We start from the raw sequence: 14,298 nt of genomic DNA on the forward strand, positions 1-14,298 counted from the left end.
TAGTTCTCAAGATCAATATGAGCCGGGCAACAGGATGTATCTGGAACTGCGCCATCTCAGGACCATCAAGGCGATCCATGACGCGGGCGGGCTGGCCCGCGCGGCCGACCGGCTGAACATCACCCAATCGGCGCTCAGCCATCAGGTGAAGGGCCTCGAAGAGCAGGTGGGCATGGAGCTTTTCGTTCGCCGCACCAAGCCCTTGCGGCTGTCCGCTGCGGGGCTGAAACTCCTGCGCACCGCCGAGCGCGTGCTGCCCGAGATCGCCGCGCTGCAGGCCGATTTCGCGGGCATGACCTCGGGCCGGTCCGGGCGGCTGCATATCGCGCTCGAATGCCATGCCTGCTACGACTGGCTGCTGCCGGTGCTCGATAGCTTCCGCAAGGCCTGGCCCGAGATCGATGTCGACATCCGCCCGGGCCTGTCCTTCGACGCGATGCCCGCGCTCGCGCGCGAAGAGGTCGATCTGGTGCTGTCATCGGACCCCGAGGACATCGACGGCATCGGCTTCGTGCCGCTTTTCGACTATGAGCCGGTCTTTCTCTGCGCCGCCGGCCATCCGCTGGCCGAAAAGCCCTTCATCGAGGCCGAGGATTTCCGCGGCGAGACGCTGATCACCTATCCGGTCGAACGCGCGCGGCTCGACGTCTTCACCGGGCTCCTCACGCCCGCCCGGGTCGAGCCGCTGGCCCAGCGTCAGGTCGAGCTGACCGCCGTGATCCTGATGCTTGTCGCCTCGGGCCGGGGCGTCACCGTGCTGCCCGACTGGGTGGTGCGCGAGGCCCGCGCCAGCGCCGATTTCGCGGTGCGGCCGCTGACCGGGACCGGGCTGACCAAGCGGATGTATGCCGCGACCCGGGCCGAGGATGCGGCGCGGCCCTTCATGGCGCATTTCGTGCGGCTCGCGCGCAGCGAACCGGTCAAGCTGCAACGCGGCGCGGCCGGGTAGGGCGGCCCCCGCCATGCCATTTTCCTTGGCACCGGGCGCGCCCGCGTGTATGGCCCGCGGCAAGACCGAAGGAGACCCCCATGCAAGGCAGTGCAAACCTCAACATCATGATCAAGGCCGCCCGCAAGGCCGGGCGCGCGCTGGTCAAGGACTTCCGCGAGGTCGAGAACCTGCAGGTCTCGATGAAGGGGGCGGGCGATTTCGTCAGCCGGGCCGATACCGCCGCCGAGGAGATCCTGCGGCAGGAACTGCGCGGCGCGCGGCCGACCTATGGCTGGCTTGGCGAGGAAACCGGCGGCGAGGATGGCGACGACCCGACCCGGCGCTGGATCGTCGATCCGCTGGACGGCACCACCAACTTCCTGCACGGGCTGCCGCACTGGGCCGTGTCGATCGCGCTGGAACACAAGGGCGAGATCGTCTCGGGCGTGGTCTTCGATGCCGCCAAGGATGAACTCTATTTCGCCGAGAAAGGCGCGGGCGCCTGGATGAACGACCGCCGCCTGCGGGTGTCGTCGCGCTCGCGGATGATCGAGGCGATCTTCGCCACCGGCGTGCCCTTCGCCGCCAAGCGCACGTTGCCCGCGACGCTGCAGGATCTGGCGCGGCTGATGCCCAATTGCGCGGGTGTGCGGCGCTGGGGGGCGGCGTCGCTCGATCTGGCCTATGTGGCGGCGGGCCGCTACGACGGCTATTGGGAACGCGAACTGCACGCTTGGGACATTGCCGCGGGGCTTTTGCTGGTGCGCGAGGCGGGCGGATTTGTCGGGCCGATCCACGAAGGGCGCAACCCGCTGGATCACGGCGAGCTTCTGGTCGCCAACGAGGCGATCTACGATCAGTTCGCCAAGGTCATCCGGGCCACCTGAAAAACCCGGCAGCGCCTTTTTCCGGTCAGGTTTCAAGGCCATCCCTGACCCCCTGAGCCGGGGGCAGAGGAGGCAGGCGATGACCCAGGACAAAGCGCGTCGGCAGAGCCGCAAGCGTGCGATGCGCCGTTTCGCGGCGTTCGCGGCCGACCGGTCGGGGGCCGTGACCGTCGATTGGGTGGTGCTGACCGCCGCCATCGTCGGGGCCTGCATCGCGATGGTCTCGTCGATCCAGTCGGGCCTCGTGTCGCTGGGCGGGGATGTCAGCGGCGCGCTGACCAGCGCCAATGTGCAGACCCTCGACACGCTTGGCGGGACCGAGTGACGGACCGGGGCCGCGCCCAGACCCGGTGCGACGGCAGGCGATCTAGGGGCGGTCGCTTGGATGGTTCACGCCGTCGCTCCAGGGCACCTCGCCCAGATCGCGGGGATTGACGCTCTCGAGCGCACCGACATTGACGCCATATTCGTTGGGATCGGACCGCCTGCGGTGATGGGTGTAGATGCCGCAGGTCGGGCAGAAGTAATGTTTGGCCGTGCAGCTGCCCCATTGATAGAGGCTCAGCCGATCGGCGGCCCGTACCACCCGCAGCTTGTCCAGCGGCACCGTGGCCATGATCGCGCCGCGCCTTCGGCAATAGCAACAGTCGCAGCGCCGGGCTGTGGCCAGCCCCTCGGACAGCTCGACCTCAAGCTCGATGGCGCCGCAATGGCAGGTCAGGCGGATCATCGGCGCCTCCGGACCCGGGGGATGCTGGTCGCGCTGTACACCGCGACCGGATGGGGCGGCGAGCCGGAATTGCGGCCCCAGAACTCCGGGCCGCCCAGCCTCAGCCACAGCGGCAGCGTCAGCGCGAGCCCCGCAAGAAAGCCGCCCGAATGCGCCCAGTAGGCGACCCCGCCTTCACCTGTCGGGGCCGAGACCCCCGAATAGAGCTGAAGCCCGAACCAGAGCCCCAGCATCAGCCAGGCGGGCACGGGGATCACCCGGAAGATCACGACGAGGATGATCAGGATATCGACGCGGGCCTTCGGAAACAGCAAGAGATAGCCCCCCATCACCGCCGCGATGGCCCCCGAGGCGCCCACCACCGGCACGGGCGAGCCCGGGTCGATGACATATTGAAACAGCGCCGCGGCGACCCCGCCCGCGAGATAGAACAGCAAGAAGCCGAGATGCCCGAACCGGTCTTCCATGTTGTCGCCGAAGATCCACAGAAACAGCATGTTGCCCGCCAGATGCAGCACCCCGCCATGCAGGAACATCGAGGTCAAAAGCCCGGTCCAGTCGCCCGATTGCGACATCAGCGCGGGCACCATCCCCCAGGTCTGGAAGAAGGCGTTCACCGCCCGCGGGTCGGAAAAGAGCGGCAGATAGGACAGGAATACCGCCACATTCACGCCGATCAGCGCCAGGGTGACGATGGGAAAGCGGCTCGACGGGTTGTGGTCACGCAACGGGAACATGGCAGAAGGCTAGCGGGCGCGCCGGGGCCGTCAAGCCGAACCGGCGCGCGCCAGCAGCGCGGCATTGCCGCCCGCCGCCGTCGTGTCGACGCAAAGGTGCCGCTCGTGCCGGGCATGGGCCGGATCGGGCATCCCGGCGATCAGCGGCAGGATCGGCCCGTCGCGCTCGGCCAGGGCCTGCGCATAGGCGCGCCCGGTCTCGGCATCGCCCCACCAGAGCGCCCCCGAAATGCCCTCGGCCGCCGTCAGCGCGGCCGGATCGAGCCGCCCCTCGACCGCGACCGCCGCCCCGCCGAGCGCGCGCACCGCTTCGGCCTGCGCCGCCGCAGCAGCCTCCCCCGGCCCTAGGCACAGAAGGGGTGGCCGCGCCCGGGTCGTCAGCCGGTTCGATTCGCCGGTCGGTCCGGGCAGATCCAGCGTTTCGGGACCGCGCGCCGGGCTGGCCGCGCGCAGGGCCGCCTCGACCGCCTCGGGCGCGGCCGGAGTGCCGCCTGCGGGCTCGGAGGTGCTCAGTGCCTCGGGGGCCGCGCGTTCGGTGAAGCGGGGCAGGTAATGCGGCCCGCCCGCCTTGGGGCCTGTGCCCGAAAGCCCCTCGCCGCCGAAGGGCTGGCTGCCGACCACGGCGCCGATCTGGTTGCGGTTGACGTACAGGTTGCCGACGCAAAGCCGGTCGGCCAGATGCTGCACGCGGTCGTCGATCCGGCTGTGCAGCCCGAAGGTCAGGCCATAGCCGGTGGCGTTGATGGCCGCGATCACCCGGTCCAGATCGGCGCCCGCGAAGGTTGCCACATGCAGCACCGGGCCGAACACCTCGCGCTCGATCGCCTCGATGCCCGCCACCCTGATCGCGACCGGCGCCTGGAAATGCCCCTCGCGCGGGGTCTTGCCTTCCCAGATCACCCGCCCCTCGGCGCGCGCGGCCGCCACATAGGTCGCAATCCCGGCATGGGCCTCGGCGTCGATCAGCGGACCCAGATCGGTCGAGAGAGCCCAGGGATCGCCGACCCGCAGCTCGGCCATCGCGCCCTTCAGCATCTCGAGAAAGCCGGGCGCGATGTCTTCCTGCACGTACAGACAGCGCAGCGCCGAACAGCGTTGCCCGGCCGACTGGAAGGCCGAGGCGATGACGTCGCGGACCGCCTGTTCGGGCAGGGCGGTGCTGTCGACGATCATGGCGTTCAGCCCGCCGGTCTCGGCGATCAGCGGCGTGCCGGGGGCCATGTGCTCTGCCATTGCGCGCTGGATCAGCCGGGCGGTCTCGGTCGAGCCGGTGAAGGCCACGCCGGTGACGCGCGGGTCCGAGGTCAGCCGTGCGCCGATCTGCCCGTCGCCCGGCAGAAGCTGCAGGCATTCGGGCGGCACGCCCGCCTCGTGCAGCAGCCTGACCGCCAGATGCGCGATCAGCGGGGTCTGTTCGGCGGGCTTGGCGATCACCGCATTGCCCGCGGCCAGCGCTGCGGCGATCTGCCCGGTGAAGATCGCCAGCGGAAAGTTCCAGGGCGAGATGCAGACGAAAAGCCCGCGCGCGGGCGCATCGAGCGTCTCGATCCGCGAGGCGTAGTAGCGCAGGAAATCGACCGCCTCGCGCAGCTCGCCCACCGCGTCGGGCAGGGTCTTGCCGGCCTCGCGCGCCAGAAGCGCGAAGATCTCGCCGAAATGCGCCTCGTAAAGGTCGGCCGCCTGCCGCAGGATCTCGGCGCAGCGGGTTTCGGGGATGTTCCAGGGCCGGGCATGGGCCAGCGCCGTGCCGACATCGCGCAGCGAGGCGTCCTGCACCCAGCCGACCAGATCCTTCGGGTCCGAGGGGCTGTGGCGCGGCTGGCCGGGCTCGGCGCGGACCGGTCCGGCCAGAAGCGGGGCGGCATTGACATGGGCGGTGCGCTGGGCCGTGCGCGCCTCGTCGATCCGGGCCAGATGCGGCCCGTGCGCCAGATCCCAGCCGCGCGAATTGCGCCGCTCGGGCGCGAACAGCGCAGGCCCCGGCAGGATCTCGGGGTTGGCGGGCTCGTCAAGCCGCGCCTCGAGCTCGGACAGCGGGTCGGCCACCACCACCTCGGGCGGGACGCTGGTATCGACGATGCGGTTGACGAAGGACGAATTGGCGCCGTTCTCCAGCAGCCTGCGCACCAGATAGGCCAGCAGGTCGCGATGCGCGCCGACCGGGGCATAGATCCGGCAGCGCGTGCCCAGCCCCTTGTCCATGACGATCTGATGCAGTGCCTCGCCCATGCCGTGCAGGCGCTGGAACTCGAAGCTCTCGGGGTCGGGGTCCATGTCGAGGATCGCCGCCACCGTATGGGCGTTATGGGTCGCGAATTGCGGATAGATCCGGTCGGTCATCCGCAACAGCTTGCGGGCATTGGCGATATAGCTGACATCGGTCGCGGCCTTGCGGGTGAAGACCGGAAAGCCCTCGACGCCCGCGACCTGGGCGCGCTTGATCTCGCTGTCCCAATAGGCGCCCTTGACCAGCCGCACCATCAGCCGCCGGTCGTGCTTCTGCGCCAGCGCGTAAAGCGCGTCGATCACCAGACCCGCGCGCGGGCCATAGGCCTGAACGACCACGCCGAACCCGTCCCATCCCGCCAGCCGCTCGTCCGCCAGCACCGCCGCGATCACGTCCAGCGACAGCACCAGCCGGTCGGCCTCCTCGGCGTCGATATTCAGCCCCATGCCCATCGTCCGCGCCTTCAGCGCAAGATCAAGCAGGCGCGGCGCAAGTTCCGCGATCACCCGGTCGCGCTGGGCGACCTCATAGCGCGGATGCAGCGCCGAAAGCTTGATCGAGATGCCCGGATCGGCCCGCACGTCGCCCCGGGTCGCGGCCAGGCCGATCCGCGCGATGGCGCCGGAATAGGCGCTCATGTAGCGCCGGGCGTCGGCCTCGGTGCGGGCGGCCTCGCCCAGCATGTCGTAGGAATAGGTGTATCCCTTCGCCTCCATCTCAGCGGCGCGGGCAAGCGCCGCGTCGATGGTTTCGCCCAGCACGAACTGGCGGCCCATCTCGCGCATGGCGCGCGCGGCCGCCGCGCGGATCACCGGCTCGCCCAGCCGCTTGACCGCGCCCTTCAGCGTTTTCACAAGCCCGCGCTCGTGGCGTTCCAGCACCCGCCCGGTCAACAGCAGCGCCCAGGTCGAGGCATTGACCATCGGCGAGGCCGACCGGCCCAGATGACGGCCCCAGTCCGAGGGCGCGATCTTGTCCTCGATCAGCGCGTCCATGGTGGCCTCGTCGGGCACCCGCAGAAGGGCCTCGGCCAGGCACATCAGCGCGATGCCCTCGTCGGTGGACAGCCCGTATTCGGCCAGAAACACCTCCATCAGCCCGGGCCGGTCCCCGGCGCGGATCTGGTGCACCAGCTCGGCCGCCGCCGCCTCGATCCGCGAGCGGTCCTCGTCATTCAGGCCGGTCGCGGTCAGCAGGGCGTCCAGCGTCGGACCTTCGGGCGCATAGGTGGCCGCCTCGATCCGGTCGCGCAGCGGCAGGGTGTCATCCAGCATGGAAGTCTCTCCGTTTTCAGGCCATCATAGCGGCAAAGCGGCAGGCCGTTCGCCTGCATTTATCTTGCTTTCTAGGCGTTTCGCCCAAAGATAGGGTCCCGTTCATGCCGGATGGCTCGCTGCCCCTCGACCGTTACGACCGCGCGATTCTGCGGATTCTCTCTGCCGAGGGGCGGATTCCCGTGGCCGAACTGGCCCGCCGCATCGGTCTGTCGAAGACCCCGACCCAGGCCCGGCTGCGCCGGCTCGAAACCGAGGGCATCGTCACCGGCTACCGGGCGATGCTGAACCCGATCCGGCTGGGGCTGGCCCATGTCGCCTTTGTCGAGTTGCGGCTGTCCGATACCCGCGAGGCGGCGCTGCGCGACTTCAACGCCGCCGTCCGCGCCATTCCCGAGGTCGAGGAATGCCACATGATCGCGGGCGGGTTCGACTATCTGCTGAAGGTGCGCACCGCCGACATGGCGTCCTATCGCGAGGTCATGGCCGAACGGATTTCGGCGCTGCCCCATGTCGCCAACAGCTCGACCTTCGTGGCGATGGAGGCGGTCAAGGACGCGGCCTTCGCCACGCCGCCCTGACGGGCGATCCCGGATGGCAGGCGAAAGGGAGGGGGCGCCCGTCCCGGCGCGTTGGCCTCGCCTCGGGATCCGTGAGGCGTGCGCTTGCCAATCATTCCACTCCCGCGCGTCTTCGGCTGGGGCAAGCTTGCGGCCTCGCGCGCGGCCCGCCAAAATCGCGGCGCGCTTCGCCGCCTCGGCAGTTGCGCGCTGGCCGGGGAATGGTAGACAGGTCGCAGGGACCGAGGGCGGCCGCGACCGGGAGATGCGGGTGCCGCCCTGTCCCTGCAACCGCCAGGCAACGCCAGGGGAAGCGTCATGGTTTCACGCGTCATACCGGTCGATCCGTTCGATCTCGTCATCTTCGGCGCGACCGGAGACCTGTCCACCGGCAAGATTCTGCCCGGGCTTTACCGTCGCGATGCCGACGGGCAATTGCCGGACGCCGCCCGGATCGTCGGCGCGGCCCGCAGTCCGATGGACGACGAGGGGTTCCGCACCCTCGTGCGCGCCGCGATCCATGCCGCGATCCCCGAGGGGCGGCGCGATGCCGAGGCCGTCGAACGCTTTCTGACGCGGCTCGCTTATGTGGCAGTCGATGCCACCGGAGAGGGCGGCTGGCCCGAGCTCGCCGCCAAGATGCGCCCCGATGTGGTGCAGGCCTATTACTTCTCGGTCGGGCCGGGGCTTTTCGGGGCGCTGGCCGAGCGGCTGCATGCCCATGGCATGAACACCGAAGGCTGCCGGATCGTGGTCGAAAAGCCGTTCGGCCATGACCTGGCCTCGGCCCGGGCGCTGAACGCCACGCTGGCCGCGCATTTCGACGAACACCAGATCTACCGGATCGACCATTATCTGGGCAAGGAGACGGTGCAGAACCTGATGGCGGTCCGCTTCGCCAACATGCTGTTCGAGCCGCTCTGGAACGCGCAATACGTGGATCACATCCAGATCACCGTGGCCGAGACCGTGGGCGTCGCGGGCCGGGGCGGCTATTACGACAAGTCGGGCGCGATGCGCGACATGGTGCAGAACCACATGATGCAGCTTCTGTGCCTGATCGCGATGGAACCGCCCTATGCCTTCGAACCCGATGCCGTGCGCGACGAGAAGCTGAAGGTGATCCGTGCGCTCGACCCGGTGCGCCCGGCCGATATCGTGCGCGGCCAGTATCGGGGCGCGAACGGCAAGACCGGCTATCACGAGGATGTCGAGGATCCCGCCAGCCGCACCGAAAGCTTCATCGCGCTCAAGGCCCATGTCTCGTCCTGGCGCTGGAAGGGCACGGCCTTCTACCTGCGCACCGGCAAGCGTCTGCGCGCGCGCACCTCGGAAATCGCGATCACCTTCAAGGACCCGCCGCATTCGATCTTCGGCGAACAGGAAGGCCACCGCGCCAATGTGCTGGTCATCCGGCTGCAACCCAACGAGGGCATCAAGCTGAAGGTGACCATCAAGGAACCGGGGCCGGGCGGCATGCGTCTGATCGAGGTGCCTCTGGACATGTCCTTCGCCGAGGCACTCGGTCCCAGTGCGCAAGAGATCCCGGACGCCTATGAACGGCTCATCATGGATGTGATCCGCGGCAACCAGACGCTGTTCATGCGCGGCGACGAGGTCGAGGCCGCCTGGGCCTGGACCGATCCGATCATCGCCGCCTGGGAGGCGCGCGGCGACCGGCCCCAGCCCTACGATCCGGGCTCGTCGGGGCCCGAGGATGCGCTGATGCTGCTGCATCGCGACGGTCGGCGCTGGCGGGAGATCCGGCCGTGAAGCTGCTCACCTATCCCGATCTCGAGATGATGATGATTGCGCTTGCCAATGTGCTGGCGGGCGAATTGAACAACGCGCTGTTCCACGAGGACCGGGTCAGCATCGCGCTGCCCGGCGGCACGACGCCAGGGCCGCTTTACGACGATCTGTGCGCCAGCAGCCTTGATTGGTCCCGGGTCCGGGTGCTGCCGACCGACGAACGGCTCGTGGCTCCCGATCATCCGCGCTCGAACGAGGGCATGATCCGGGCGCGGCTTCTGACCGGCAAGGCGGCCGAGGCGCGGTTCGTCGGGCTGAGGCCCGGCGCCGACGGCATGGACGGGCTGACCGAGAGGGTGCGCCGCGCGCTGCCGCTGAACGTGCTGGTGCTGGGGATGGGGGACGACATGCATACCGCCTCGCTTTTCCCCGGCGCGCCCGAAATTGACGCGGCCCTCTCGCCCGAGGCGCCGCCGGTGATGCAGATCACCCCGCCGGGCCAGCCCGAGCCGCGCATCACCCTGACCGCGCCGGTTCTGCAGGGCGCGCTCAGCACCCATATCCTGATCACCGGCGCCGCCAAGCGCGCGGCGCTTGACCAGGCGGCCGAGCTGGCCGATCCGCATCTGGCGCCGATCTGCACGGTGCTGAAGGACGCAACGGTCCATTGGACGGAGTAACAACGTGACCCTTTCGACGATCTGGGACCGGCTCGACGCCCAGGCGGGCCGGGTATCGGCGCGCGCCATCGCGACGCTTTTTCACGACAGGAACCGCGCCGCGGCCTTCTCGGTCCGCTTCCCGGGTCCGTCTGCCGCCGCCGCCCATGGCGAAGAGATGCTGTTCGACTTCTCGAAGACCAATATCGACGAGGACACGCTGGAACTGCTGATCGAGCTGGCCATCGCGGCCGGTGTGCAGGCCCGGCGCGACGCGATGTTCGCGGGCCGCCGGATCAACGAGACCGAGGGCCGGGCGGTGCTGCACACCGCGCTGCGCAATCCCGAGGGCAAGGTCGCGCTTGACGGCCAGGACGTCATGGAAGGCGTGCGCGAGACGCTTCTGAGGATGCGGGGGTTCGCGCGCGAGGTCCGGGGCGGCGGCATTTGCGGGCAGGGCGGGCCGATCACCGATGTCGTCAATATCGGCATCGGCGGGTCGGATCTGGGTCCGGCCATGGCCTGCCTGGCGCTTGCGCCCTTCCATGACGGGCCGCGCTGCCATTTCATCTCGAATGTCGATGGCGCCCATGCCGCCGACACGCTGAAGGATCTGGACCCCGAAACGACGCTGGTCATCGTCGCCTCGAAGACCTTCACCACCATCGAGACCATGACCAATGCCGAGACGGTGCGTGGCTGGATGGCGGCGCGGGTGTCGGACCCCGGGGCGCAATTCGCGGCGCTGTCCTCGGCGCTGGACCGGACCGCCGATTTCGGCATCGCGCCCGAGCGGGTCTTCGGCTTCGAGGACTGGGTCGGCGGGCGCTATTCGATGTGGGGGCCGATCGGTCTGTCGCTGATGATCGCCATCGGCCCCGAGCGTTTCGACGACTTCCTTGCGGGCGGCGCGGTGATGGACGCCCATTTCCGCAGCGCGCCGCTGCGCTCGAACCTGCCGGTGCTGCTGGCGCTGGTCGGGCTCTGGCATGCGCAGGTGCTGGGCCATGCGACGCGCGCGGTGCTGCCCTATGACCAGCGGCTGGCCCGGCTTCCGGCCTATCTCCAGCAGCTTGAAATGGAAAGCAACGGCAAGAGCGTGACCATGAGCGGGCAGGCGGTCTCGCGGCCGACCGGTCCCGTGGTCTGGGGCGAGCCCGGCACCAATGGCCAGCATGCCTTCTATCAGTTGATCCATCAGGGCACCCAGGTCGTGCCCTGCGAATTCCTGGTCGCGGCGCGGGGCCACGAGCCCGAGCTGGCCCATCACCACCGGCTGCTGCTGGCCAACGTGCTGGCCCAGTCGAAGGCCTTGATGGAGGGGCGCGGCCTCGAGGCCGCGCGCGCCATTGCCGAGAAGGCGGGTTTTGTCGGAGACGAGCTGGACCGGCAGGCGCGCCACCGGGTCTTCCCGGGCAACCGGCCCTCGACCACGCTGATCTATCCGCAGCTCACGCCGCGGATGCTGGGCCAGATCGTGGCGCTTTACGAACACCGGGTCTTCACCGAGGGGGTGATCCTGGGCATCAACTCCTTCGACCAGTGGGGGGTCGAGCTTGGCAAGGAACTGGCCAAGTCGCTGGAGCCTCTGCTGGCGGGCGGCGCGCGTCCCGAGGCGCTGGACGGCTCGACCGCGCAGCTTCTCGATTTCGTGGCGGCGGCCGGCTGAGGGTCTGACGCGACGGGGGCCGTCCGCCGGGCGACCCGGGACAGGGAAAGGATTCGTTTACGTTTTCGGCCTAGGCTTTGCTTGGGTTGTGAGCGGAGCGAAGATGTCCACCTGTCGGGAATGCGGGAAAGTCCTGAGCGTGTTCGGTTCGGATGGCGACGCGCTTTGCGAGCTTTGCGCCATGGTCCAGGATGCCGAGGTTCTGTTCCGCCAGATCCGGTCGCTGGAGGATGACGGCAAGACCCGTGCCGAAATCACCGAGGCTGTCTGGGACCGCTGGACCGCCGAAGAGCGCGCCGCCGGGTCCGACGACCGCGCCCGGAAGGCACTGACCGATACCGACCCGCCCGACGCCCGCCCGCGCCGTTGGCCCCGCCTGTCGCTGCGCTAGGGCCCGCCCGACCTTCCGGGGCTCCGGTCGGCAAGACACCGGACCGGGCCGGTCCCGCGGCTCTCGTCCGTCTCGCGCGCGCCATCCTTCGCGAGACCGTCCCGGGGGCTTTGGGGGGAAGCGTCCCCGGATCGTCTTTCGACCCTTGTTGCTCTCAGGCGCCCGGATCGGCGCTGCGGCCGATCCTTGCGGTCGCCGCATCCAGGCCTTGATGGCGGACGGGGCCGTGTCCGACGTCTTCCCGGGGCGTCCTTCCCGGCCAGCGGGAGGATCGAACCATCGACCCCGAGGGACGGTCCTGAGGCGCGGGTGTCAGGCCGGGCTGCGGCGGCGGATCGGGTCGGCCAGCAGGCGCAGCCCGTTCAGCACCACCAGCACGGTGCCGCCCTCATGACCCACCACCGCCACCGGCAGCGGCAGATCGAACATCAGCCCCGAGGCGACCAGCGCCGCCATCGCCCCCATGGCGAAGATCAGGTTCTGGCGAATGATCCGCGCCGTCCGCCGCGCCAGCGCATGGGCGGCGGCAAGCTGGCCCAGATCCTCGGACAGCAGCGCGACATCGGCGGCCTGCAGGGCCACCTCGGACCCGGCGGCGCCCATCGCGATGCCGACATCGGCCCGCGCGAGGGCGGCCGCGTCATTGACCCCGTCGCCGACGAAGGCGACCCGGCCCGCCCCGGTCAGGTCGGCCACGATCCGCACCTTGTCCTCGGGGCGCAGGTCGGCATGGATCTCGGCGGGCGCGATGCCCAGATCGCCGCCGATCCGTTCGGCCACCGCGCGCCGGTCGCCGGTCAGCATCGCCACCCGCCCGACGCCCCGCGCGCGCAGCGCCGCCAGTCCGGGCCGGGCGGTCGGACGCGGCTGATCCTCGACCGTCACGGCCCCCAGAAGCCGCGCGCCGCGCCCCAGCAGCACCAGCGTCTGGGTTCCGCGATCGAGATCGCCGACCGGGGCGGGCCGGTCGTGGGGGGCGCCCTTGGCCCCCATCCGCGCCGCGAGCCGGGCATTGCCCGCCCAAAGCACGCCCTCGTCATCGACGCCCACCATGCCCTCGCCGGGCACCGCACGGGCCTCGCGCACCGCGACCGGCCCGAGCCCCCGCGCGGCGGCGGCGCGGCGGATCGCATCGGCGATGGGGTGCTCGGAATGCGCCTCGAGTGCTGCAAGGCGCGCGAGGAAGGCATCGGGATCGCCGTCGCAAGCCAGCTCGACCACTTCCTGGCGGCCGGTGGTCAGCGTGCCGGTCTTGTCGAAGGCGAAGGTATCGACCCGGGCCAGCGTCTCGAGTGCGGCGCCGCCCTTGAACAGCACGCCCCCGCGCGCCGAGGCCGACAGCGCCGACAGGATCGCGGCCGGAACCGAGATCACGATGGCGCAGGGGCTGGCCGCGACCAGCAGCGTCGCCGCCTTGTAAAGCGCCGCGTGCCAGCCGAGACCCAGCCAGACAAAGATCGCGAAGGCCAGCACCGCGCCCGCGAGCACGGCCACCGTATAGCGCTGGCCGAACCAGTCCGAGAAGCGTTCGGACGGCGCGCGGGCGGCCTGCGCCTCTGTGACCAGCGCGATCATCCGCGCGACAGTGCTTTCGGCCAGCGGACGCGTGACCTCGATGGCCAGCACGCCATGCAGGTTCACCGTTGCCTCGAAGACCTGCGCGCCGGGCTGCTTGTGGACGGGGACGGATTCGCCGGTGATGGTGGATTCGTCGATCGACCCCTCGCCCTCGCGGATCGTGCCATCGACCGGCACCCGCGCGCCGGGGCGCAGGATCACGATGTCGCCCGGCGCCAGATCGGCCACCGCGACCTCTTGGGTTTCGCCCGAGGCGGTGCGGCGCAAGGTGCGGTCGGGGCGCAGCTCCATCAATGCCTCGATGGCGCGGCGGGCGCGGCCCATGGCGCGGTGTTCCAGCGTGGTCGACAGGCTGAAAAGCGTCAGCAGCACCGCGCCCTCGGCGGTCGCGCCGACCGCGGCAGCCGCCAGCGCCGCGATCACCATCAGGAGGTCGATATCGAGTTCCCGCTCGGACCAGAGCGCGCGCAGCGCCCGGAGCGCCGCGGGAATGCCTCCCGCAGCATAGACGAGCGCCAGCGCCACGGTACCCGCGACCGCAGGCCAGCCGGTGTCGGGAAAGGGCCCCCATCTGAACGCGGCGGCCGTCAGCATCCCGGCCAGGGTCAGCCCGGTCAGGGCCAGGCGACGAAGGTCTTCGGTCGGCATCGTCATGATCGGGTCTTCCGGTCTGGCAGGCGCCCGGCCGCAGGTCGTGTCCCTGTGGTCCGGGCGGCCCATGGCTGGTCCGCGCCCGGGATATATCCTGTCGCGCGGCCTGCGTCAGCGGCCTTGAACGCGACGCGACCATGCGCCTCTTCGGGGCTGCGGGCGTCGGAGGCGGGGCGCAAAAGACATGCGGCCGGTCCTTTCGGACCGACCGCATGCCGGGGGAGACGCCCTTGGGAAGCTGCGGTTCCGGCG

12 protein-coding genes are annotated in these 14,298 nt (G+C 69.9%); 8 read left to right on the forward strand and 4 right to left on the reverse strand.

Annotation, left to right across the window (positions count from 1 at the left end):
- Positions 1–34 precede the first annotated feature (34 nt).
- The 3 genes from BYZ73_RS16615 (at position 35) to BYZ73_RS16625 (ending at position 2,143) form a co-directional block, all read left to right on the forward strand.
- The gene (locus BYZ73_RS16615) at positions 35–949 is read left to right on the forward strand and encodes a LysR family transcriptional regulator (RefSeq protein WP_108023121.1); all 915 of its coding nucleotides are present in this window, start codon (positions 35–37) and stop codon (positions 947–949) included.
- 80 nt (positions 950–1,029) lie between these two features.
- Positions 1,030–1,818, forward strand: a complete 789-nt coding sequence (locus BYZ73_RS16620; protein ID WP_112316805.1) for an inositol monophosphatase family protein — start codon at positions 1,030–1,032, stop codon at positions 1,816–1,818.
- Positions 1,819–1,897: 79 nt separating this feature from the next.
- Positions 1,898–2,143, forward strand: coding sequence for a hypothetical protein (locus tag BYZ73_RS16625; protein WP_245943201.1), 246 nt, complete (start codon positions 1,898–1,900; stop codon positions 2,141–2,143).
- Between the two features lie 42 nt (positions 2,144–2,185).
- Here BYZ73_RS16625 and BYZ73_RS16630 read toward each other — a convergent pair whose 3' ends face one another.
- Genes BYZ73_RS16630 through putA form a run of 3 tightly spaced genes read right to left on the reverse strand, consistent with a single transcriptional unit; the run spans position 2,186 to position 6,786 of the window.
- A complete protein-coding gene (locus BYZ73_RS16630; protein WP_220086856.1) occupies positions 2,186–2,545 on the reverse strand; it encodes a GFA family protein in 360 nt (119 codons plus the stop codon).
- Complete coding sequence (locus tag BYZ73_RS16635) at positions 2,545–3,285, reverse strand: rhomboid family intramembrane serine protease (RefSeq protein ID WP_112316807.1); 741 nt, start codon at positions 3,283–3,285, stop codon at positions 2,545–2,547. The genes BYZ73_RS16630 and BYZ73_RS16635 overlap by 1 nt, the downstream gene beginning before the upstream one ends.
- 30 nt (positions 3,286–3,315) lie before the next feature.
- Complete coding sequence (gene putA, locus BYZ73_RS16640) at positions 3,316–6,786, reverse strand: bifunctional proline dehydrogenase/L-glutamate gamma-semialdehyde dehydrogenase PutA (protein WP_112316808.1); 3,471 nt, start codon at positions 6,784–6,786, stop codon at positions 3,316–3,318.
- A 104-nt stretch (positions 6,787–6,890) separates the two neighbouring features.
- Between putA and BYZ73_RS16645 the strand changes: the two genes are divergently transcribed.
- From BYZ73_RS16645 to BYZ73_RS16665, 5 genes are all read left to right on the forward strand, one after another.
- Complete coding sequence (locus tag BYZ73_RS16645; protein ID WP_112316809.1) at positions 6,891–7,367, forward strand: Lrp/AsnC family transcriptional regulator; 477 nt, start codon at positions 6,891–6,893, stop codon at positions 7,365–7,367.
- Between the two features lie 297 nt (positions 7,368–7,664).
- Positions 7,665–9,119 carry a glucose-6-phosphate dehydrogenase gene (gene zwf / locus BYZ73_RS16650; RefSeq protein ID WP_108023131.1) on the forward strand — a complete coding sequence of 485 codons (1,455 nt, stop codon included), beginning with the start codon at positions 7,665–7,667 and terminating at the stop codon, positions 9,117–9,119.
- Positions 9,116–9,778, forward strand: coding sequence for a 6-phosphogluconolactonase (gene pgl, locus BYZ73_RS16655; protein ID WP_112316810.1), 663 nt, complete (start codon positions 9,116–9,118; stop codon positions 9,776–9,778). The genes zwf and pgl overlap by 4 nt, the downstream gene beginning before the upstream one ends.
- 4 nt (positions 9,779–9,782) lie before the next feature.
- Positions 9,783–11,426, forward strand: a complete 1,644-nt coding sequence (gene pgi / locus BYZ73_RS16660; RefSeq protein ID WP_112316811.1) for a glucose-6-phosphate isomerase — start codon at positions 9,783–9,785, stop codon at positions 11,424–11,426.
- 103 nt (positions 11,427–11,529) lie between these two features.
- Entirely contained in the window at positions 11,530–11,817 is a 288-nt protein-coding gene (locus BYZ73_RS16665; RefSeq protein WP_108023138.1) for a hypothetical protein, read from the forward strand.
- Between the two features lie 312 nt (positions 11,818–12,129).
- Here the strand turns inward: BYZ73_RS16665 and BYZ73_RS16670 are convergent, their stop codons facing one another.
- On the reverse strand, positions 12,130–14,049 hold the full coding sequence (locus tag BYZ73_RS16670; RefSeq protein WP_112316812.1) for a heavy metal translocating P-type ATPase: 1,920 nt from the start codon (positions 14,047–14,049) through the stop codon (positions 12,130–12,132).
- Between the last annotated feature and the right edge of the window lie 249 nt (positions 14,050–14,298).

It is taken from the genome of Rhodovulum viride (assembly GCF_003265965.1).
GTDB lineage: Bacteria > Pseudomonadota > Alphaproteobacteria > Rhodobacterales > Rhodobacteraceae > Rhodovulum > Rhodovulum kholense.

Excerpts from the sequence above, each read along its gene's own strand:
- BYZ73_RS16615 (WP_108023121.1), top strand. The coding sequence starts at position 35 with ATGTATCTGGAACTGCGCCATCTCAGGACCATCAAGGCGATCCATGAC.
- BYZ73_RS16620 (WP_112316805.1), top strand. The coding sequence starts at position 1,030 with ATGCAAGGCAGTGCAAACCTCAACATCATGATCAAGGCCGCCCGCAAG.
- BYZ73_RS16625 (WP_245943201.1), top strand. The coding sequence starts at position 1,898 with ATGACCCAGGACAAAGCGCGTCGGCAGAGCCGCAAGCGTGCGATGCGC.
- BYZ73_RS16635 (WP_112316807.1), bottom strand. The coding sequence starts at position 3,285 with ATGTTCCCGTTGCGTGACCACAACCCGTCGAGCCGCTTTCCCATCGTC.
- putA (WP_112316808.1), bottom strand. The coding sequence starts at position 6,786 with ATGCTGGATGACACCCTGCCGCTGCGCGACCGGATCGAGGCGGCCACC.
- BYZ73_RS16645 (WP_112316809.1), top strand. The coding sequence starts at position 6,891 with ATGCCGGATGGCTCGCTGCCCCTCGACCGTTACGACCGCGCGATTCTG.
- zwf (WP_108023131.1), top strand. The coding sequence starts at position 7,665 with ATGGTTTCACGCGTCATACCGGTCGATCCGTTCGATCTCGTCATCTTC.
- BYZ73_RS16665 (WP_108023138.1), top strand. The coding sequence starts at position 11,530 with ATGTCCACCTGTCGGGAATGCGGGAAAGTCCTGAGCGTGTTCGGTTCG.
- BYZ73_RS16670 (WP_112316812.1), bottom strand. The coding sequence starts at position 14,049 with ATGACGATGCCGACCGAAGACCTTCGTCGCCTGGCCCTGACCGGGCTG.